The organism is Leifsonia sp. NPDC077715, assembly GCF_040686855.1.
Taxonomy (GTDB): domain Bacteria; phylum Actinomycetota; class Actinomycetes; order Actinomycetales; family Microbacteriaceae; genus Leifsonia.
Map to the genome: position 1 here is coordinate 304,229 of NZ_JBFBOG010000003.1, position 19,659 is coordinate 323,887.

The window sequence follows — 19,659 nt, forward strand, 5'->3', positions numbered from 1 at the left end:
TCGAAGGCTACTTCAGCACGGGCGCGTCGCCGTCGGCGGCGAGCCACTGCGTGGCGAGCTTGTCGAGCGTGCCGTCGGTGCGGAGCGCGTCGACCGCATCGGTCACCTTCTTCGTCAGGGCGCTGTCCTTGGCGAGCACGAGGCCGAACTGGTCGCCCTGCTGGCCGTCGACCTTGGGGAGCTGGCCGACGATCTTGCCGTCCTTCAGCTCCGCGTCGCGCAGGTAGAAGGCGGTGGGGAGGTCGACGACGATGGCGTCCACCTGCTTGTTCTCGAGCGCGAGCTTGGCGTCGTCATTGGTGTTGAACGCCTGAACGCCGCCGCTCGGAGCGATCTGCTTCTCGGCCGCGTCGAAGCTGGTCGTCCCGGTCTGGGCGCCGATGGTGAGCTTCTTGAGGTCGGCGATCGAGCCGGCCTTCGCGGCGGGGGAGGCGGCCGTGGTCACGACGACCTGGCTGGTCTCGTAGTAGGGCGACGAGAAGTCGACGGCCTTCTTGCGCTCGTCGGTGATCGAGAACTGCTGCAGGTTGAAGTCGAAGGTCTTCGGTCCGGGTGCGATCGCCTGGTCGAAGGTGGTGCGCACCCAGGTCACGTCGCCCTTCTTGAAGCCGAGCTTGTCGGCGACGGCGTATGCGACGGCGGCCTCGAAGCCTTTCCCGGACTGCGGCTTGTCGTCGAGCACCCATGGCGAGTAGGCCGGCTCGGCCGTGCCGATGGTGAGCTTTCCGGGGGTGATGTAGCCGGCGTCGCCGGACGAGGAGGCGCCGCTTCCGGCGGATCCCGCGGAGCAGCCCGCGAGGGCGAGCGCGGTGGCGGTGACGGCGGCGGCGACGGCCAGGATGCGGCGCGAGCGGGACATGGATCCTCCGGGTGGATGCACGGTGCGGGGCAGGGGTGCTGCCAGGCTCTCGCACGCGCGCGCGAGCGGCAACTTCCTTGCGCTGTGTTACGCGCCCAGCCGGCCGAGCCAGAGGGTCAGGATGCGCTCCAGCTCGGCTGCATCGTGCGCGTCCAGCTCGTCCACCAGGCGGCGCTCGTTCGCCATGTGGTCGGTGAACGCGGCATCGATCGCCGCGCGGCCGCGCTCGGTCAGCGCCACGACGCGCCCGCGTCCGTCGGTCTCCGACGCGCGCCGGGTGACGAGGCCGGCGCGTTCCAGGCGGTCGATGCGTTTCGACATCCCGCCGGTCGTGATCATCGTGTGCCCGGCCAGCTCGCCGGGTGTGCGCTCGAAGGGGGCGCCAGCACGCCGCAGGGTGGCGAGGACATCGAAGTCGCCTTCGGCGAGTCCATGCCGGTCGTAGACGGTGGTGAGCTCGTCGGTCAGCCGGGCCGCGACCCGGTGGAGGCGGCCGATGACGCCCTGGGGCGAGACATCGAGCTCGGGCCGCTCGCGCCTCCACTCGGCCTGGATGGCGTCGACGGCGTCCGGTTCGTGATCCATAGCTTCACAATACCTTCCATGGAAGCTAAATTAGTTTCCATGGAAGATACATCGCTCCGCGCATCCTGGCGGTGGATGCTCCTAACCGCGATCGCACCGGTCGCCTGGGGCTCCACCTACGTCGTCACGCGCGCCGTCCTCCCGGAGGATCCGCTGTGGGGCGCCGTCATCCGCGCCCTGCCCGCGGGGCTGCTCCTGCTCCTGATCGCGCGTCGCCGTCCGCGCGGCGCGTGGTGGTGGCGCGCCGCGGTGCTCGGCATCCTCAACACCGGAGGCTTCTTCGCCCTCGTCTACGCGGTCGCGCAGCGTCTGCCGTCGGGCGTGGCCGCCACCGTGATGGCGGCGTCGCCGCTGGCGCTGATGGCAGCGGCGCGGATCGTGCTGGGCCAGCGGGCACGGGCGGTGGCGGTGGCCGGTGGCGTGGCGGGGATCGCCGGCGTCGGGCTGATGCTGTTCGGCGGTGACGGGCCGGTCGACCCGGTCGGCATCCTGCTCGCCGTCCTCGCCCTTGGCGGCTCGGCGACCGGATACGCCCTCGCGACCCGCTGGGGCGGTGTCGACCTCGTCGCCTCCACCGCCTGGCAGCTCCTCGCGGGCGGCGGCCTCGTCCTCCCGGCAGCGCTCGTCGTCGAAGGGCCGCCGCCCGCGCTCGACGGCCCGGCGCTGGCCGGATTCGCCTACGTGACCGTCGTCGCGACGGCGCTGGCGTTCGTAGCCTGGTTCGCGGGGTTGCGCCACGTCCCGGCCGGCACGGTCGGGACGATCGGGCTGCTCAATCCCGTCACAGGAGTCGTTCTGGGCGCCCTGGTGGCGGGGGAGGTGCTGAGCGGGCGGCAGCTCGCCGGGCTGGCGATCGTTCTCGCCGGCATCGCCGTCGGGCAGGTGCGGCGGCGGCCTCAGTCCCCGAGCGACTCCAGGAACGTCCTGGTCGGGGCGAAGAACGTGACTCCGGTCATCGCGGTGGAGAAGTCCAGGATGCGGTCGTAGCTGCCGACCGGGTCGCCGACGAACATCCGCTCCAGCATCCGCTCGATCACCCAGAGCGCGCGCGAGTACCCGATGAAGTAGGTCCCGAACTCGCCGTGCCCGGGGCGGCCGAACGGCATGTTGTCCCGCAGGATGTCGTGCTCCACGCCGGCCTCGTCCACGATCGTCGCGAGCGTCTTGTGCGACTTCTGGCCGTGCTCCGCATCCGGCAGCTCGATGTTCTCGACCTTGGTACGTCCGATCACGCCCTCCTGCGAGGGCACGGGGAGCGTGCCCCACTTCGACAGGTCGTGCAGGTACTTCTGGATGACGACGTAGCTGCCGCCGGCGTGCTCCGGGTCCTCGTCGCCGACCGTCGTCGCCTGCGTCATGTCGCCGCCGGCCGGGTTGGCGGTGCCGTCGACGAAGCCGAGCAGGTCGCGGGCGTCGAAGTAGCGGAACCCGGTCACCTCGTCCACGACCTCCACCGCGTCGCCGAGCGCGTCGAGCAGCTGTCGTTCCAGCTCGAAGGTGAAGTCGCCGCGCTCGGCGCGGATGTGGAACAGCAGGTCACCGGGCGTCGACACGGCGGTGTGCACCGGGCCCGCGATCTCGCGGAACGGATGCAGCTCCCGCGGCGGCGCTGTGTCCGTCAGGCGCGACCACAGGGCCGCGCCGATGCCGACGTTGCACGACAGCCGGGCGCCGAGGTCGCGGAAGCCGACCGTCTTGACCTGGTCGGTGATGCCGCTGAGCACATCCTTCACGGTGGCCAGCGCCTCGTCGGACGCGCCGACCGTGACCACGAGGAAGACCGCGGCGCGCGACAGGGGCGCGTCGACGCTCTGGGGATCGATGGGGACGCGCTGCCAGGGCTGGTCGCCGGTGTTCGCCATGCCGCCATGCTGCCGCACCGAGGCCGCGCTCCGCCACCCGCGCGCGACCGTAGGCTGGAGGGATGACGTTCCCCGCCACAGACACCGTCGTCACCTACCCCGACGGCGACCTCGCATCCACCGGCACCGTGCTCCACGTGGAGCCGCTGGAGGACGGCCGCACCGCCGTCGTGCTCGACCGGACGGCGTTCCACCCGGTCGACCCGGTCTGGCCCGACCAGCCGGCGGACGCGGGGGCGCTCACAGTCGATGGCCGCGACTACGAGATCGTGGACGCGGTGGTCGGCGCGACCGACGGCTCCGCCCTGTACGTCGGGAACGCGCCCGTGCGCACCGGCACCGAGGGTTGGGCGTTCGTCGTCTGCCACCTGGTCGAGGACGCGTCCGGCATCGAGCCGGGTGCGACGGCGACCGTGACGGTCGACGCGGAGCGACGGCGCGCGCTCTCCGCCGGTCACACCGCCTGCCACCTGGCCTCGCTCGCCCTGAACGACGCCCTCGCCCCGCTGTGGACGAAGGACGTGCCGGTCGATGGACGCGGCCGCCCGAACTTCGACCAGCTCGCCATCACGTCCTCGCGGATTCTGCCGGACGGATCGCTCGACGAGTACCGGATCGGAAAGAGCCTCCGGAAGAAGGGCTTCGCCGCCGCCGAGCTCGCCGCGCGGCTGGAGGACTCGTCCGAGACGATCGATCAGACCCTCGCGGGCTGGGTGGCGGCGGGTGCTCCGATCGCGATCGTCCGCGACGGCGACGGGCACGGGCTCGGGGAGCGGCGCCGCTGGCGCGCCGAGCTTCCGGAGGGCGTGGTCGAGATCCCGTGCGGCGGGACCCACCTGCGGTCGCTGGCCGAGCTGGAGTCCGTCACGGTCGCATTGGAGCTGTCCGAGGCGGAGGGGGCGCTGAGTCTGACCATGCGGACGACGGCGCAGCCCGTCTGACGCGCACGCTGCGCGCGGCCCCGTGTCGCGCGCGGCCCCGTGTCAGTGGGGCAGGAACGGCAGCGCCACGGCGACCGCCCCGAGCGCACCCGCGAGGATCCAGCCGAGCCGCACCCAGTGCGCGCTCCGGACCTCCCGCTCGATCGCGCCGAAGCGCTCGAGCGTGTCGTCGGTGGGGGCGACCGGACGCCAGGTGGCGGGGTCGTCGAAGAGTGCGGCGGCGCGCGCGACCGTCTCCGCATCCAGGCGACCCGGGCGTCGCGACAGCCAGCGCACCAGACCCTCGGAGCGCAGCACGGCGGCGCGCCGGGGCTTCTGCCGCATCCTGAGCTCCTTCGCGCCGACGACGACGATGACCGGCTCGACCGGGGCCTCGATTCCGGCGCGGAGCAGGAGCCCGCGGATCCGGGACGCCTCCAGGTCGGAGTTGCGGAGGTACGGCTGCTTGACGCCGTTCACGAGCACCGACCGCTCGTAGACGGTCAGCGCCGCCCCGCGATGGTGCTTCGTGTTGATCACGAAGACGCCGCCCGGGCCGACGACGAGGTGGTCGACGTCGGCGTCGCCCGAGCCGACCGGGACGGCGTGGAAGGCGCTCCAGCCCTGCGGGAGGCGTGACAGCGACGCGCCGACTTCGCGCTCGCCGAGCGCCCCGGCGAACCAGGGCTGGGCGTCGTCACTGAGCGGGTGGCGGCCCAGCGCGCGGGCGACAGTGGAGCGGGGCGGGGCCTGCGCGTGCAGCCGCACGACCTGTTCCATCACGGCCGCTCCGGGGGCCCTGTCGCGCATCCGCTGTCCACTCACCCGGCAACCATACGGAGCGTCGGGGGAGCGTCCCAGCCCCCAAGGCTGGGACGGAGCGAGGAGGCTACCCCTGTTCCGGGGACCCGTGCGTGCGCGGCAGGTCGTCGTCGCTCGGCAGGCGCTCCTCGAGGGATTCGTTGTGCTCGCGGACCGCCTCCAGACGGTCCTCGTCGGTCTGACCCAGGTCGCTGACGGCGTCGGTCAGCTCGTCGGCGTCGCGGGGGGCTGGGGTGTCGTCCGGTCGGTCGCTCATGGCCCGCACTGTACGCCGCGGGCGAGGGGATAGCATGCGAGCATGAGCCGCATCGAAACCGGGATCGTCTCCTACACCCTCTCCGGCGACTACCTCGCCCGCGTCGGCGCCGACTTCGACACCGAAGCCGTCGACGACGCCATCCTCGCCGAGCTCAACCGGATGCTGCCCGCCGGCGTCGTGGTCGAGCGCAGCGGCAAGGTGTTCGCCGAGGAGGAGGCGGCCGACGAGGCGCGGTCGCTGGACTGGGACGCCCTGCTGCAGCGCATCGACGTGGACCAGATCCTGGCCGAGCACGGGCGCTGACCCGACCGTCAGCGTGACCGCTTGACCGCGTCGTAGGCGGCGAGTGCGGCCTGCCGGGTCTCTTTGAGATCGACGATCGGCTCCGGGTAGTCGCCGGTGTCCCACTCGGGGACCCAGCGGCGCACGTAGTCGCCGTGCGTGTCGAACTTCTCGCGCTGCAGCTCGGGGTTGAAGACCCGGAAGTACGGCGCCGCGTCCGCGCCGCTGCCGGCGACCCACTGCCAGTTGAACGGGTTGTTGGCCGGATCGGCGTCCACCAGCGTGTCCCAGAACCACTGCTCCCCATGCCGCCAGTCGATCAGCAGGTTCTTGATGAGGAACGACGCGGTCACCATGCGCACACGGTTGTGCATGACTCCGGTTCTCCACAGTTCCCGCATCCCGGCGTCCACGAGCGGCATGCCGGTGCGACCCTTCTGCCAGGCCCTCAGCGCGGACGGATGCAGCCGGGGCCAGGGGAAGGAGTCGTACTCGCGATGGATGTTCACGGTCGCCATATCCGGATGCTCGAACAGCGTGTGGTAGGCGAACTCGCGCCAGCCGAGCTCGGAGGCGAAGGTGGCGGCGCCCTGCGCGGTCGCACGGTCTCGGCGCTCCTCGGTGGCGTGCCAGATCTGATGGGGGCTCAGCTCGCCCCAGCGCAGGCGCGGGGAGAGCCGCGACGTCGCGTCCACGCCGGGCACGTCGCGCTCCTCGCGATACGCGCCCAGGTCGTCGGCCAGGAACTTCTCCAGCTGGTGGTGCGCTGCCTTCTCGCCGGGTTCCCACGCCTCGCGCAGGCCCTCGGCCCAGTCGGGATGCGTCGGGAGGAGGCCGAGGTCGTCGAGCGGCGTTGTCTTCACGGTGCCGGGAAGCGCCGCGCCGCGAAGGCTCTTCGGCGCCGGGCCCGGCTTGCGTGGGGCGGGCGCGGCGAGGCACGCCCGCCAGAACGGCGTGTAGACCGAGAACGCCGTGCCCTGACCGGTGCGGATGGTCCATGGTTCGAAGAGCAGGTTCGCGCCGAAGCTGGTCGCCTCGCGGCCGTCGTCCCGGGCGGTCGACTTCACCGCCTCGTCGATGCGGCGCTCGACGCCGCCGTAGCGGCGGTTCCAGAAGACGCCGGCGGCATCCGTGTCCCGCAGCAGACGGGTGACGGTCTGCTCCGACGGCCCGCGCAGGATGGTCAGCCGCGCGCCCAGGCGCTCGAGCGCGTCCCCGAGGGACACGAGGCTGTGGTGCAGCCACCACCGGCCGGCAGCTCCCGGCGCCCGCAACTCCGGCGTCGCGTCGTCCCAGACGAATACGCACAGAACGGGCCGCCCGGACTCGGCGGCCGCGTGCAGCGCAGGGTTGTCGGCGATGCGGAGATCGTCGCGGAACCAGACGACGGCGGGGCGGTCCTGCTCGCGGGGCTCGCTCATCCGGCGGCGGTCACAGGTCGAGCGAGTCGCCGGGCTCGAGCGCGTAGAACGTGCCGCCGCCCTGCTCGGTCGCCCACTGGAGCCGCCCGTTCGCCATGTCCTTGCCCGCGCGTGCGAGCACCATCTCGTGGATGGGGAACGCCCGCTTGGGCTTCACTGCGAGCACATAGTCCATCGTCTCGGAGATCTTCATCCACGGGGCCCCCGCGGGTGCTGCGAGGACGTCGACCTCGACGCCCTCCGGAATGAAGAAGGAGTCGCCAGCGTAGTAGAGCTGATCGTTGATCAGCACGCCGAGGTTGTCGACCACCGGGATGCTCTCGTGGATGACGGCGTGACGTCCGCCGAAGAAGCGGAGGGTGAACGGTCCGGCCTCCACGGTGTCGCCCGCATGCACCACGGTGATGACGAAGTCCGCCGCTGCCTTGGCGACGCCCTCCGGCGCGAAGATCTTCACATCGGGGGAGAGGTCGAGGACACGGTTCAGCTGCTCCGGCGTCCAATGGTCGGCGTGCTCGTGGGTGATGACCACGGCCACGGCGTTCGCGGTATCGGTCAGCGGCGAGGTGAAGCCGCCCGGGTCGACGAAGAGCTTGCGTCCGTCCTCTTCGAGGAGGAGTCCCGAGTGTTCGAACTTCGTGAGTCTCATATGTCCCAGGAAATACCGGATGGGATGCGCACGCAAGCGCGGAACGGTTGAGGAATATACCCCTAGGGGGTACCGTTGGAGGCGTTATGGACGAGAGAGAACAGCACGCACCGGTCGCCGAGCACGGGCACGAGCACCACGGACACGAGCACGAGCACGACCACGGTGGGCATGACCACTCCGGTCACGCGGCGCACGACCACTCCGACCACGCGGCGCACGACCACTCCGACCACGCGGGGCACGACCACTCCGGTCACGCGGGGCACGACCACTCCGGTCACGCCGGGCACGACCACTCCGGTCACGCGGGGCACGACCCGGCCATCTTCAAGCGCAAGTTCTGGCTCACCCTCGTCCTGACCATCCCCACGCTCGTCTTCTCGCAGGGGCTGCAGGAGATCCTGGGCCTCGACGGGCCGCGCTTCCCGGGCAGCCAGTACATCCCCGCCGTCTTCGGCGTCGCCATCTTCTTCTACGGCGGCCTCGTCTTCCTCCGCGGTGCGGTCGACGAGCTGAAGGCGAAGCAGCCGGGCATGATGACCCTCATCTCGCTCGCCATCGTGGTCGCCTTCGGCTACAGCGTCGCGGTGACCCTCGGCCTCCCCGGCATGGACTTCTGGTGGGAGCTCGCGACCCTCATCCTGATCATGCTGCTCGGCCACTGGATCGAGATGTCCGCCGTCATGGGCGCCCAGGACGCCCTGGGCGAGCTCGCCAAGCTCCTCCCGGACACCGCCGAGCGCGTCGCCGATCCACACGCCGAGCCGCAGACCGTGCCGGTCTCCGAGCTCCGCGTCGGGGACCTCGTCCGCGTCCGCCCGGGCGCCGCCGTCCCCGCCGACGGCGAGATCGTCGACGGCCGCAGCGACATCGACGAGTCCCTGCTGACCGGTGAGTCCGCACCCGTGACCCGCACGGCGGGGGAGCAGGTCGTCGGCGGAAGCATCTCCGGAAGCGGGTCGCTCGTCGTCCGCGTCACCCGCACCGGCGGCGACACCGCCCTCGCCGGCATCATGAAGCTGGTCTCCGAGGCGCAGGCCAGCAAGTCGGGAGCCCAGGTGCTCGCCGACCGCGCCGCCGCCTGGCTGTTCTATGTCGCGCTCGCCGTCGCGATCGTGACCCTGATCGTGTGGACCATCCTCCGCCCGGGCGACCCCGCGTTCATCCTGGAGCGTGTCGTCACGGTGCTGATCATCGCCTGCCCCCACGCCCTCGGCCTCGCCATCCCGCTGGTCGCCCAGATCTCCACTGCCCTGGGCGCCCGCAACGGCCTCCTCATCCGCGACCGGCACGCCATGGAGGACGCCCGCCGTATCGACGTCGTCCTGTTCGACAAGACCGGCACGCTGACCGAGGGCCGTCAGGGCGTCGTCTCGGCGCTCGCGAGCGACGGCGACACGGATCGGCTGCTGGCGCTCGCCGCGGCCGTGGAGGCACCGGCCGAGCACCCGATCGGCGCGGCGATCGTCCGCGAGGCGCGCGAGCGCGGCCTGACGATCGCGCCTGTCGCGGAGTTCGAGGCGCTGGGTGGACGCGGTGCCTCCGCCCGAGTCTCGGGGGAGACGATCACCGTCGGCGCGCCGCGACTCCTGACCGAGCGAGGACTCGCGCCCGCCCCGGAGCTGAGCGCGGCCGCCGACGCCGCGGGACACGAGGGCCGCACCGTCGTCTACGTTCTCTCCGGCGACCGCGTCCTCGGACTCATCGCCCTCGCGGACGTCATCCGGCCCGAGTCGCAGGAGGCCGTGCGCTCCCTCCGCGACGCCGGCATCCGCGTCGCCATGCTGACGGGCGACTCGCGAGCCGTCGCCCAGTCCGTCGCGGCGCAGCTCGGAATCGACGAGGTCTTCGCCGAGGTGCTGCCCGGCGACAAGTCGGCGACCGTCGCCCAGCTCCAGGCCGACGGCTCCCGCGTCGCGATGGTCGGCGACGGCGTGAACGATGCCCCGGCGCTGGCGCAGGCCGACGTCGGCATCGCCATCGGCGCGGGGACGGACGTGGCCATCGAGTCCGCCGGTGTGGTGCTCGCCTCGAGCGACCCGCGGGGTGTCGCGAAGGTGATCACCCTGTCCCGGGCGACGTACCGCAAGATGCTACAGAACCTCGGCTGGGCCACCGGATACAACGTGATCGCACTGCCGCTCGCGGCGGGCGTGGCCATCGGGCTCGGCATCCTGGTGTCGCCGGCGTTCGGCGCCGTGCTCATGTCGGTCTCCACGATCGTCGTCGCGCTGAACGCCCAGCTGCTGCGCCGCCTACGCCTCTGACGGCGGGCGGTGCATTGCCCGGATATCAGCGGCGCGTGTGTCATCATCGTCCACTGTGACCGTGACTCCGCGGGCCGTGGTCGTCGCGGTCAACCCGATGGCCTCCTTCGGCCACCGTCGTGACGTCGGCCCGCGCGTGGTCGAGCGGCTGCACGCGGCCGGCCACCGCGTGGTCGCGATGGACGAGGCGAACATCGAGCTGCTGCGTCGCGAGACCGCGAAGGCGATCCAGGACGGCACCGACGCGCTGGTGGTCGTCGGCGGCGACGGGATGGCGAACCTCGGCATCGACCTCGTTGCGGAGACCGGACTGCCCCTCGGCATCGTCCCGAGCGGAACCGGCAACGACCTTGCCGACGGGCTGGGCATCCCCGTGGACGACACGGAGGCGGCGATCGACCTCCTCCTGGCCGCACTGCAACGGGAGCCCCGCCCCATCGACGCGGGCACGATCCGCCACGGCGAGCTCACCACGTGGTTCGGCTGCGTCGTCTCGGCCGGTTTCGACGCGACGGTGAACGAGCGCGCCAACCTGATGACGCGCCCGCGCGGCCGCAGCCGCTACGTCGTCGCCCTGATCCGGGAGCTCGCGACGCTGCGTGCGCGGCCGTACCGCATCCACGCCGACGGCCGCCTGATCGAGGTGGACGCCATGCTCGTCTCGGTCGCCAACAACCGCTCGCTCGGCGGCGGGATGCGCATCGCCCCGGACGCGGACCTCGCCGACGGAATGCTCGACCTCTTCATCGTCGAGCGGATGTCGCGCCTGCGGTTCCTCCGGATGTTCCCGAAGGTCTTCCGCGGCGAGCACACCGACCTCCCCGAGGTCACCCTGCTCCGCGCCGCGGCCGTCCGCATCGAAGCGGAGGGGATCGTCGCGTACGCGGACGGCGAGCGCATCGGCCCGCTGCCGATCGACGTCACGGTCGCGCCGGGCGCCCTCCGCGTCCTCGCGTGAATCATGCCGGCCACGGCCCCGCGACGCGCCCGGGACGCCGCCCTCGTTTTGGCACCCGCATCCCATCTGTGGCATGATCTTCTAGTTGCAAGACGGCCCCATCGTCTAGCGGCCTAGGACGTCGCCCTCTCACGGCGGTAACGCGGGTTCAAATCCCGCTGGGGTCACCAACGCCCGCTCCCACGGAGAAGTCCGCCGGGAGCGGGCTTTTTTCTTGCCATCCCGGGACCCCTGGGCCGGGTGGCGCAACACCGTCTGTCGGCATCGTGCGGTTGTCGCGCCGCCCCTAACGAAGCCGGAAGTCCGCCGCGTAGGCGTCGCAGTACGGCTGGCCGGTTGAATCCGCCAGGTCGTGCATTATCTCGTCGGTTATCGTCCGGAGTGTGCCCTCCTCCATGTTGCCGCCGTATTGCCTGTAGTCCCTTGGCTGGCCGAAGACCACGCCGACGCGGTGGATTCGGGGTACCTTCTTCCCGATAGGCAGGACGCGAGCCGTGCCGATCACGGCGACGGGGACGACGGTCGCGCCTGTTTCCAGGGCGAGGCGTGCTACACCGGTACGACCCCGGTACAGGCGACCATCCGGGCTACGAGTACCCTCCGGGAAGATCCCGATCGCCGAGCCGCGTCCGAGAATGTCGACTGCGCGGTCGAGGGCGCGATCCGCCTCCGGGCCGCCCGCCCTGTGAACCGGGATCTGCCCTGTCGTCCGCATCAGCCACCGGACGAATGCGCCGCCGACCCCGGGTGATTCGAAGAACTCGCTCTTGGCGAGAAAGGTCACGCGCCGCGGTGTCACCAAGGGAATCAGCAACCAGTCCACGAACGACAGGTGGTTGGCCGCGAGGATGAGGGCGCCCTGCGAGGGCACGCCGGCTCGCCCGCGCGTCCACGGTCGGAACACCATCATCGCGAGGGGCCCGAAGACGACCTTGAGGATCCAATACAGGGTCATCGACCCGCCTTCCCGCCGAGGGTGTGGGTTCACGCTATCGTGCGCCCGTGGGATGGTTCGTCGCAGAGTTCGGGTGGAACCTGCTCGTGGTAGCAGGTGGAATCGCCCTTTTCGCCCTGCCTTTCGTCGCGGTGTTCTTCTTGCGCCACCGCCGAGACATCCGTGACAAGCATCCCCACATCAATCAGTTCATGGAGTTCTTCCTCGTCAGCAGGGAGTCGAACGCCCTGGTGTTCTGCTGGGCCTTCGCCGAGGCGCTCGTGTGGTGGGTGATCCCCGAGTTCCTGCTGGCTTTGATCGTCTTCATGAAGGTGAGGCACAAGCTGAGTCTGCTCACGTACGACCTCGCCGGCACAATAGTCGGAACGGTCGTCGCGCTGACGTGGCGCCTGCCGGACGAGGTGCTACTTCGTGTCCCGTACGTCTTCCCGCGGATGCTGACACAAACGGATGAGTGGTACCGGACGATGGGAACGCTCGCTCTCGTCAACCAGCCGTTCTCCGGCGTTCCGTACAAGGTCTTTCTCGCCCACGCCCCCACGATGGGCCTCTGGAGCGCGCTCGTGTTCGTCGGATTCGCCGTCGTGGTACGCATCTCCCGCTACCTCATCGGCTACTCGGTCGCCGTCGCGCTCTTCCCGATCGTGCACCCTTTCGTGTACCGGAACTACATGCGTCTGCTCATTGCGGCGGTCGTCATCTTCACCCTGCTTCTCATGCGGGTGAGCGCCCTCTACAGCTGAGCCAAGGCCAGGCCGTCGGAGCTCAGGGGGCGTAGCAACCGCTCCAGCCGCAGAAGGCCACCCACAGCAGAATGATGGCGCTGAACGGATTCACCACGGCGATGAGGCCGAGAATGAGCATTGTGCGGCTTCGGCCCTTCCACGCCTTCACGCCCCAAATGCACACGACTACGCCGAAGTAGGTGACGATCATGCCGAACAGCGCCGCGGTAGCGATCGGCTTGCCTTGGACGAACTTCGATGCGTATTCGGGGTCGCCCTTGACCGCCGTCAGGCTTCCGAGGAGGAACATGTCGATGATCCACACGAGCAGGAAGATGGCGAACGCGATACCCCACCATCGGGTCGGGCGGGGCGCTTCCGATTGCGGACGCGTCGCGAGATATTCGCCTTTCGACTTCCAGCCGAGCGGATCGGGGTTCGCGTGAGCGGATGTGGCTGACGCCTCCGGGTCATCCGCACCGCCCCTCGCGGAGGGCGTGGGGCCCTCAGCCTGGGACTGCTCGTCTTCGGGCTCCGGCATCTGCTTTCTCCTCAATAGCGATTCATCTGGGTAACAGGACGGCTGCAGCCAGGGCGATGTTCAGGCTGCAGAATCGATCGATCACGCCGCCGTGACCCGGGATCGTGGAGCCCCAGTCGTCGATCCCCACGATGCGCTTGGCGACGCTGTTGACCAGGTCACCGATCGCACTGGCCGCGCCGATGACAAGCCCCGCGAGCATGGTCGGCGCAGTGCCGAAGATCATCCCGAGAACGAGCACGCCGAGCACCCCTCCGAGCAACTGCCCCAAGACGCCTTCCCAGGACTTGTCACGGTTGATCCAGTCCGGCAAGCGGTGACGACCGAGGTATCTCCCGAAGAAGAAGGCCGTCACATCGGAGAAGACAGAGGACAGGCAACAGGTCATCCATAGAGGCGGGGTGAGTTGAGCCGTCGAGATCGGCCAAACCGCGCACGAGGCCACGAACAGAGCAAGGTACCACCGGGTGCGACCCGCGGTGTCGCGGCGCAGCCACTCCATGGCCCCGATCGAGGCGAGCAGGACGCCCGCGACGAGCCCAGTGAGGAGACCGCCGGCAACTGTCCCGACGAACGCGACGAAGAGGGGGACCCACATCACCACCTTCACGAAGAGGCTTGAACGGAGAAACCGGCGGACGTTCCCGCCGTACAGCGGAAGACAAGCAGCGGCACCGCCCACAAGGCTCACCACGAGCCACGGTATCGCCGAAAGCACGACCGTCATCCTGAGCCTCTCCGCCGACTTCGCCACTGGTGAGTGGAGGCTATCCTGGCGCGGCGACAACTCTGAAGCTGTCCCTCGTGAGTCCCGGATCCGACTACTATGGCCGGAGCGAAGGGGAGTATCCCGGACGGGCCCGCAGGGTTCCGGCGCTGCGCACGTCATCACGGCCCCCCATGTCGGCGGACCCGGGCGCAGGGGCACCGCGAGGTGCGGGAGAGACTTTCGGCCATGCCGCACGCCCTCCGAAAGGTTCCCCCGTGGAAGTCGCTTTGCCCCTCTGGTTCGAGATCGGCTCGTTCGTCGTCCTGCTCGCCATCCTCGCGTTCGACCTTTTGATCATCTTCAAGCGGCCGCACATCCCGAGCCCGAAGGAGGCGGCCATCTGGGTCACCTTCTACGTGGCCCTCGCGCTCGTGTTCGCGCTGCTGATGCTGCTGATCGGGGACGCGGAGCATGCCGGGCAGTTCCTCGCCGGGTGGCTGACCGAGTACAGCCTGAGCATCGACAACCTGTTCGTGTTCGTCATCATCATGGCCAGGTTCCAGGTGCCCAGGAAGTACCAGCAGGAGGTGCTGATGGTGGGCATCATCCTGGCGCTGGTCTTCCGCGGCATCTTCATCCTGCTGGGCGCCGGGCTCATCGCGAGCTTCAGCGCGATCTTCTACCTGTTCGGCGCGTTCCTGCTGTGGACGGCGTTCAACCAGGCCTTCCGCAGCCACGACGACGAGGGCGAGGAGGACTCCTGGTTCATCCGGTTCGCCCGCCGTCACCTGAAGGTGTCCAACCAGTACGAGGGCAACAAGCTGCGCACCACGGTGAGCGGGCGCCGGATGTTCACGCCGCTGATCATCGTCTTCCTCGCGCTCGGCACCACCGACCTGCTGTTCGCACTCGACTCCATCCCCGCGATCTTCGGCATCACGCAGAGCCCGTTCATCGTCTTCACCGCGAACGTGTTCGCCCTGATGGGCCTCCGGCAGCTGTACTTCCTGCTGGGGCACCTGCTCGACAAGCTGGTGTACCTCAAGTACGGGATCGCGTTCATCCTCGCCTTCATCGGCGTGAAGCTGATCTTCCACGCCATGCACGAGAACGAGCTGCCGTTCATCAACGGCGGGGAGCACATCGAGTGGGCGCCCGACATCAGCACCTGGACCTCGCTCGCGGTGATCGTCGGTGCGATGCTTGTCGCTACGATTGCAAGTCTGGTGAAGCTGCGGATGAGCGGCACCACCGTCGCCGAGGCCATCCACGGCGACGACATTGAAGAGGACGAAGCCGAGAACGCGGCCGTCGACGGCATCCAGGAGGACCCCCGCACATGAGCTCTCTCGTCGGCGTGAGCGTCCGCAGCGACACGGGTGCGGTGCGGCACGTCAACGAGGACAGCGCTCTGGCGCAGGACCCGGTGTTCGTCGTCGCCGACGGCATGGGCGGGCACGCGCGCGGGGACCTGGCGAGCAGCACCGCGGTCGAGAGCCTGGCGCGCACGCTCCAGCCCGGGACGCGGCCGACGCCCGACGAGGTCATCCGCGCGATCGACGAGGCCAACGCGGCCGTCCGTGCGCTGTCGGGCGCGGACGAGTCCGGGGCCGCCGTCGCGGGGACGACGCTGACCGGCATCGTCCGGGTGCGCGTGCCCGAGCTCGCCGCCGAGCAGTGGATGGTCGTCAACGTCGGCGACTCCCGCGTCTACAGCTGGGACGGCCGGGGCCTCCGGCAGCTGACCGTCGACCACTCGGCGGTGCAGGAGCTGGTGGACGCGGGCCTCATCTCCGAGGCGCAGGCGGCCGTGCATCCCGAGCGGAACGTCATCACGCGGGCGCTGGGCGCCGAGGACTTCGTCGACACCGACAGCGCGCTCATCCCGGAGCACGGGCGGCAGATCTTCCTGATCTGCTCGGACGGCCTGACGCGGGAGCTGAGCGACGAGCAGATCGCCTCGATCCTGGCCGAGGGGCCGGAGGACCCGGCGGCGGCGCTGGTGGCGGCGGCCAACGCGGCGGGTGGCCACGACAACATCACCGTGATCGTGGTTGAATCGGTGACCGGGGAGGATGCTCCGGCTCCCGTCGACACGCGCGAACGCGTGGACGGCGCAGGCGGCCGAGAGCTCGAAGACACGCAGCCGAGGGAGTAGGTCGTCCGTGTTCGAGGTTCAGCAGACGACGGCAGGGGAGTGGGCGGTCGTCGCGGGCGGTGGACGCGCGCTGCTGGTCGCCGAGACCGACACCGGCCGGCTCCGCACGCTGCTGGACGCGGTCCGTGCGGGGTTCGCCGAGACGCTGGATGCCCTGGTCGCGCGAGGTTTGAGCCGTACGCCGTCGTTCGCCCTGCTCGACGCCTCCGCCGAGACGGTGCTTCTCGCCGTGCGCGGGGCCGCGTCGGCGACGGTGACCGAGGGCGGCCGGGAGCGGGACGTCCGGGCGAACGGGGTGTCGTCGTGGGTGGAGACGCAACTCGCACAGGCTGATGCCGCCGCGCTGGGCGAGCACGTGGACACCGGGGCCCTGCCTCTCATCGACGGGGTGGTCCGCGCCTCGGGTCTCGCGTGGTCGGCGGCCGACCGCGCGGAGGACGTTGGCGCGACGGTGGCCGCACCGCCGAAGCGCGAGCGCGACACCGGTCCGCTCGATGCGGTGGTCGTCGAGGCGGTCGTCGAGGCTCCCGTCGAGCCGGTCGTCGCAGGCCCCGCGGTCGAGCCCTTCGCCGGGGATGGGTTCCCCGCCGAGCCCGACCCGCAGACCCGTGTCCCCGAGGCGACGCTGACGGAGGTCGCTCCCGTCGCATCTCCTCCCGCGACCGCGGCGCCCGTCGCGGAGACCACCGGCTACGACCACCTGTTCGGCGCCACGATGGTGCGCAGCGTCGAGGACGCCGCCGTGCGGCCCGACGAGGAGGAGGCGGCGCCACCGCGCATCGACCTGCCCGGGTTCATCACCGACTCGTTCCCGCCCGCGGCCGGCCGAATGGAGGGCGACCACGACGGCCTCACGGTGATGAGCGGCGACCTGCCGCAGCGAAGCGGAAGCGATCGGTCCGAACCCGTACCCGCCGCTCCGGAACGCCTCGAGTACGCGCTCCTGCTCTCCGACGGCCGTCGCGAGCCGCTGTCCGTGCCGATCGTCGTCGGCCGCGCGCCCAACGTCTCTGCGGTTCCGTCGCTGCGCGACGCACGTCCCGTCACCCTGACCAGCGCGGAGGACGACATCTCGCGCTCGCACGTCGCCGTCGCCGTGGAGGGGGACAGCGTCGTGGTGACCGACCTGCACTCGCGCAACGGCACCCTGATCGTGCTCCCCGGCGCGTCCCCGCAGAAGCTCCGCAGCGGCGAGCCGACGACCGTCGTGCTCGGCACGCTGATCGACCTCGGGAGCGGCGTGACGCTGACGGTCGAGGCGGCCGGATGAGGCGTATGGCGTCGCAGCCGCCCGAGCTCGACGGCTTCCACTTCATCCGTCTGCTCGGGTCCGGCGGGTTCTCCGACGTCTTCCTCTACGAGCAGGAGCTGCCCAAGCGCAGCGTCGCCGTGAAGGTGCTGCTGACGGACGGCGTGGACGAGGCCGCCCGCGCCCGGTTCGTCGCCGAGGCGAACGTGATGGCCCGGCTCTCGGCGCATCCCTACATCGTCACGATCTTCCACGCGGGGGTCGCGGGCGACGACCGGCCCTACCTGGTGATGGAGTACTGCTCCGGACCGTCGCTGGCCGACCGGCTGAAGCGCGAACGGATCGGCGTCGAGGACGCCCTGCGCACCGGCGTCCGCCTCTCCAGCGCCGTCGCCACCGCTCACGCCGCGGGCATCCTGCACCGCGACATCAAGCCCGCGAACGTGCTCACCAACGCGCTCGGCTGGCCGGCGCTGACCGACTTCGGCATCGCGTCCGCGCTCGAGGAGCTGCCGGTGCACACGACCACGCTGTCCGAGCTCCGGCGCGAGCCGTCGGACACCGCCACCTCGGGCAGCCGCAGCGTCGGACTCAGCGTGCCGTGGTCGCCGCCGGAGATGTTCTCCGACGACCCGGACCCGGATGTGCGCAGCGACATCTTCTCGCTCGCCGCCACCGTGCACACGCTGCTCGCCGGGCGGACGCCGTTCGAGGTCCCGGGCCGGTCGAACGGCACCCTCGACCTGATGGGACGCATCGAGCGCGGGATGATCACGCCGCTGGACCGCACCGACGTGCCCGCGTCGCTCACCGCGTCCCTCCGGCGCGGCATGGCGACGCGGCGCGAGGACCGCTACCAGTCGGCCGTCGACTTCGCCCGCGCCCTGCAGCGGGTCGAACTGGAGCTGGGCCTCGCACCGACCAGCATCGACGTGCCGAACCTGACCGTCGGGGATGCGCGTCCGGCGCCCGGCGGCAGCGGCGACGAGCAGGAGACCCGGGCGCGTTCGGTGGCGACCATCCGTGCTCAGCCGGAGGAACCGCCCGCGTCCCCCGTCCAGCAGGTCGCCGAGCCGGTGGCGCCCGAACCGGCGGCGACCCGCGTGCGCGGTGTCGTCCCGGTGGCCCCGCAGCCCTTCGCGCCCACCGCGCGCGAGAGCACGGTGGCCGAGCACACGGTGCTGCGCTCGCGCCCGCCCGCCGAGGACGCGCCGGTCACCACTCCGCGCGACCCCCGCCGCCGTCTCCTCACCTGGATCGGCGTCGGTGCCGCCGCCGTCGTCCTCCTGGGCGTCGCGGCCACGATCGTGGCCAACGTCCTCGCGCCGACCGGCGCACCGCGCACCCCCGGCGCCGGCTCGACGGGCGACGACGGCAGCATCGCCGTCACCGTCGTCCCGCCGCCGGTCCTGGTGTCCGCCGTCCGCGCGCCCGACGGAACCAGCGCCGCGTTCGCATGGAAGACCGAGGCCCCCGCGAAGGGCGATCAGTACACCTGGGTGCAGGAGGGGACGACCAACGGCCCGTCCGTGACCGCCCAACCGAAGGTCACCGTCACCGGGCTCACGCCCGGCGTCCCGGTCTGCATCGACATCGCGACAGTCCGGGCCGGGCGCACCTCCGAGCAGCTGAAAGCCTGCGCCCCGTGACCGGCGCGGCGGCTTCGCTCACCGTCGAGTTCTGCGGCGAGCTGTACACGGTCGAACCGGGCACCGAGTTCGGCATCGGCCGCGAGGCCGAGCTGACCATCGACGACAACCCGTACCTCCACCGCCGCTTCCTCACGGTGGTGCACGACTTCGGGATGTGGTGGCTGAGCAACGTCGGCACCCTCCTGACCGCGACCGTCACCGATGCCACCGGCACGATGCAGGCGTGGCTCGCGCCCGGCGCCAAGCTCCCGATCGTCTTCCCGACCATGCACGTGATGTTCAGCGCCGGGGCGACGACGTACGACTTCACGATCACGAGCGACGAGGACTGGTACGCCACGGCCGTCCAGGTGGACTCCTCGCACGGCTCCACGACGGTCCTTCCGGTCACGCTCACCACGAGCCAGCGGCAGCTCATCGTCGCCCTCGCCGAGGGGGTGCTGACGCAGACCGTTCCCGGCCGCGGGACCATCCCGACCTCGGCGGAGGCGGCGGAGCGCCTGGGCTGGAGCATGACCACCTTCAACCGCAAGCTCGACAACGTCTGCGACAAGCTCGACAAGCTCGGCGTCGCGGGTCTCCGAGGCGGCCGGGGCAAGCTGGCGACGAACCGTCGCGCCCGCCTGGTCGAGTACGCGGTGACCACGCGGCTCGTCGGCGTGGAGGATCTGCCCCTCCTTGAGGGGGCGCCCGAGCGCCTTGACCCTGCCGCGACCCCGCGGGATGGTGGGGCGGACGACTGACGCGCGAGGTGCGTGGCCCGGCGGGAATGGGGAGTCCTCC

General features: G+C 70.7%; 21 protein-coding genes and 1 tRNA gene. 12 read left to right on the plus strand and 10 right to left on the minus strand.

Annotation, left to right across the window (positions count from 1 at the left end):
- Positions 1 to 7: 7 nt before the first annotated feature.
- Entirely contained in the window at positions 8 to 859 is an 852-nt protein-coding gene (locus AB0P25_RS15260; RefSeq protein WP_363808429.1) for an ABC transporter substrate-binding protein, read from the minus strand.
- Between the two features lie 87 nt (positions 860 to 946).
- A complete protein-coding gene (locus AB0P25_RS15265; RefSeq protein WP_363808431.1) occupies positions 947 to 1,444 on the minus strand; it encodes a MarR family transcriptional regulator in 498 nt (165 codons plus the stop codon).
- A 39-nt stretch (positions 1,445 to 1,483) separates the two neighbouring features.
- Here AB0P25_RS15265 and AB0P25_RS15270 point away from each other — a divergent pair, with 39 nt between their 5' ends.
- Complete coding sequence (locus tag AB0P25_RS15270; RefSeq protein WP_363808432.1) at positions 1,484 to 2,431, plus strand: DMT family transporter; 948 nt, start codon at positions 1,484 to 1,486, stop codon at positions 2,429 to 2,431.
- On the opposite strand, the gene AB0P25_RS15275 is transcribed toward AB0P25_RS15270, so the two are convergent.
- A complete protein-coding gene (locus AB0P25_RS15275) occupies positions 2,341 to 3,306 on the minus strand; it encodes a Dyp-type peroxidase (RefSeq protein WP_363808434.1) in 966 nt (321 codons plus the stop codon). The two genes, AB0P25_RS15270 and AB0P25_RS15275, sit on opposite strands and share 91 nt — an antisense overlap.
- Before the next feature lie 62 nt (positions 3,307 to 3,368).
- Here AB0P25_RS15275 and AB0P25_RS15280 point away from each other — a divergent pair, with 62 nt between their 5' ends.
- Positions 3,369 to 4,247: a metal-dependent hydrolase gene (locus AB0P25_RS15280; protein ID WP_363808435.1), complete on the plus strand. Its 879-nt coding sequence runs from the start codon at positions 3,369 to 3,371 to the stop codon at positions 4,245 to 4,247.
- Between the two features lie 42 nt (positions 4,248 to 4,289).
- Here AB0P25_RS15280 and AB0P25_RS15285 read toward each other — a convergent pair whose 3' ends face one another.
- A complete protein-coding gene (locus tag AB0P25_RS15285; protein ID WP_363808436.1) occupies positions 4,290 to 5,051 on the minus strand; it encodes a nuclease-related domain-containing protein in 762 nt (253 codons plus the stop codon).
- A 64-nt stretch (positions 5,052 to 5,115) separates the two neighbouring features.
- Positions 5,116 to 5,304 carry a hypothetical protein gene (locus AB0P25_RS15290; RefSeq protein ID WP_363808438.1) on the minus strand — a complete coding sequence of 63 codons (189 nt, stop codon included), beginning with the start codon at positions 5,302 to 5,304 and terminating at the stop codon, positions 5,116 to 5,118.
- Positions 5,305 to 5,346: 42 nt separating this feature from the next.
- Between AB0P25_RS15290 and AB0P25_RS15295 the strand changes: the two genes are divergently transcribed.
- Positions 5,347 to 5,610, plus strand: a complete 264-nt coding sequence (locus tag AB0P25_RS15295; RefSeq protein ID WP_363808439.1) for a hypothetical protein — start codon at positions 5,347 to 5,349, stop codon at positions 5,608 to 5,610.
- An 8-nt stretch (positions 5,611 to 5,618) separates the two neighbouring features.
- On the opposite strand, the gene AB0P25_RS15300 is transcribed toward AB0P25_RS15295, so the two are convergent.
- Positions 5,619 to 7,010 (minus strand): deoxyribodipyrimidine photo-lyase, encoded by a 1,392-nt coding sequence (locus AB0P25_RS15300; protein ID WP_363808440.1) that lies wholly within the window; start codon positions 7,008 to 7,010, stop codon positions 5,619 to 5,621.
- 10 nt (positions 7,011 to 7,020) lie between these two features.
- Entirely contained in the window at positions 7,021 to 7,659 is a 639-nt protein-coding gene (locus tag AB0P25_RS15305) for an MBL fold metallo-hydrolase (RefSeq protein WP_363808441.1), read from the minus strand.
- A gap of 86 nt (positions 7,660 to 7,745) precedes the next feature.
- Here AB0P25_RS15305 and AB0P25_RS15310 point away from each other — a divergent pair, with 86 nt between their 5' ends.
- From AB0P25_RS15310 to AB0P25_RS15320, 3 genes are all read left to right on the plus strand, one after another.
- Entirely contained in the window at positions 7,746 to 9,929 is a 2,184-nt protein-coding gene (locus AB0P25_RS15310; protein ID WP_363808442.1) for a heavy metal translocating P-type ATPase, read from the plus strand.
- A gap of 61 nt (positions 9,930 to 9,990) precedes the next feature.
- Positions 9,991 to 10,887 carry a YegS/Rv2252/BmrU family lipid kinase gene (locus AB0P25_RS15315; protein ID WP_363808443.1) on the plus strand — a complete coding sequence of 299 codons (897 nt, stop codon included), beginning with the start codon at positions 9,991 to 9,993 and terminating at the stop codon, positions 10,885 to 10,887.
- A 94-nt stretch (positions 10,888 to 10,981) separates the two neighbouring features.
- Positions 10,982 to 11,057, plus strand: a tRNA-Glu gene (locus AB0P25_RS15320).
- A gap of 116 nt (positions 11,058 to 11,173) precedes the next feature.
- Here the strand turns inward: AB0P25_RS15320 and AB0P25_RS15325 are convergent.
- Positions 11,174 to 11,842 (minus strand): lysophospholipid acyltransferase family protein, encoded by a 669-nt coding sequence (locus AB0P25_RS15325; protein ID WP_363808444.1) that lies wholly within the window; start codon positions 11,840 to 11,842, stop codon positions 11,174 to 11,176.
- A 47-nt stretch (positions 11,843 to 11,889) separates the two neighbouring features.
- On the opposite strand from AB0P25_RS15325, the gene AB0P25_RS15330 reads away from it, so the two are divergent.
- Positions 11,890 to 12,585 (plus strand): hypothetical protein, encoded by a 696-nt coding sequence (locus tag AB0P25_RS15330; protein WP_363808445.1) that lies wholly within the window; start codon positions 11,890 to 11,892, stop codon positions 12,583 to 12,585.
- A gap of 22 nt (positions 12,586 to 12,607) precedes the next feature.
- Here AB0P25_RS15330 and AB0P25_RS15335 read toward each other — a convergent pair whose 3' ends face one another.
- Positions 12,608 to 13,108 (minus strand): hypothetical protein, encoded by a 501-nt coding sequence (locus tag AB0P25_RS15335; RefSeq protein ID WP_363808446.1) that lies wholly within the window; start codon positions 13,106 to 13,108, stop codon positions 12,608 to 12,610.
- Positions 13,109 to 13,130: 22 nt separating this feature from the next.
- Entirely contained in the window at positions 13,131 to 13,835 is a 705-nt protein-coding gene (locus AB0P25_RS15340) for a phosphatidate cytidylyltransferase (protein WP_363808447.1), read from the minus strand.
- Between the two features lie 257 nt (positions 13,836 to 14,092).
- Between AB0P25_RS15340 and AB0P25_RS15345 the strand changes: the two genes are divergently transcribed.
- The 5 genes from AB0P25_RS15345 to AB0P25_RS15365 are packed head-to-tail and all read left to right on the plus strand — an operon-like array spanning position 14,093 to position 19,619.
- Positions 14,093 to 15,160, plus strand: coding sequence for a TerC family protein (locus AB0P25_RS15345; RefSeq protein ID WP_363808448.1), 1,068 nt, complete (start codon positions 14,093 to 14,095; stop codon positions 15,158 to 15,160).
- A complete protein-coding gene (locus tag AB0P25_RS15350) occupies positions 15,157 to 15,975 on the plus strand; it encodes a protein phosphatase 2C domain-containing protein (RefSeq protein ID WP_363808449.1) in 819 nt (272 codons plus the stop codon). The genes AB0P25_RS15345 and AB0P25_RS15350 overlap by 4 nt, the downstream gene beginning before the upstream one ends.
- A 7-nt stretch (positions 15,976 to 15,982) precedes the next feature.
- On the plus strand, positions 15,983 to 17,245 hold the full coding sequence (locus AB0P25_RS15355; protein WP_363808451.1) for an FHA domain-containing protein: 1,263 nt from the start codon (positions 15,983 to 15,985) through the stop codon (positions 17,243 to 17,245).
- Between the two features lie 5 nt (positions 17,246 to 17,250).
- Positions 17,251 to 18,873, plus strand: a complete 1,623-nt coding sequence (locus AB0P25_RS15360; protein ID WP_363808452.1) for a protein kinase — start codon at positions 17,251 to 17,253, stop codon at positions 18,871 to 18,873.
- Positions 18,861 to 19,619, plus strand: coding sequence for a hypothetical protein (locus AB0P25_RS15365; RefSeq protein WP_363809320.1), 759 nt, complete (start codon positions 18,861 to 18,863; stop codon positions 19,617 to 19,619). The genes AB0P25_RS15360 and AB0P25_RS15365 overlap by 13 nt, the downstream gene beginning before the upstream one ends.
- Positions 19,620 to 19,659: the final 40 nt, after the last annotated feature.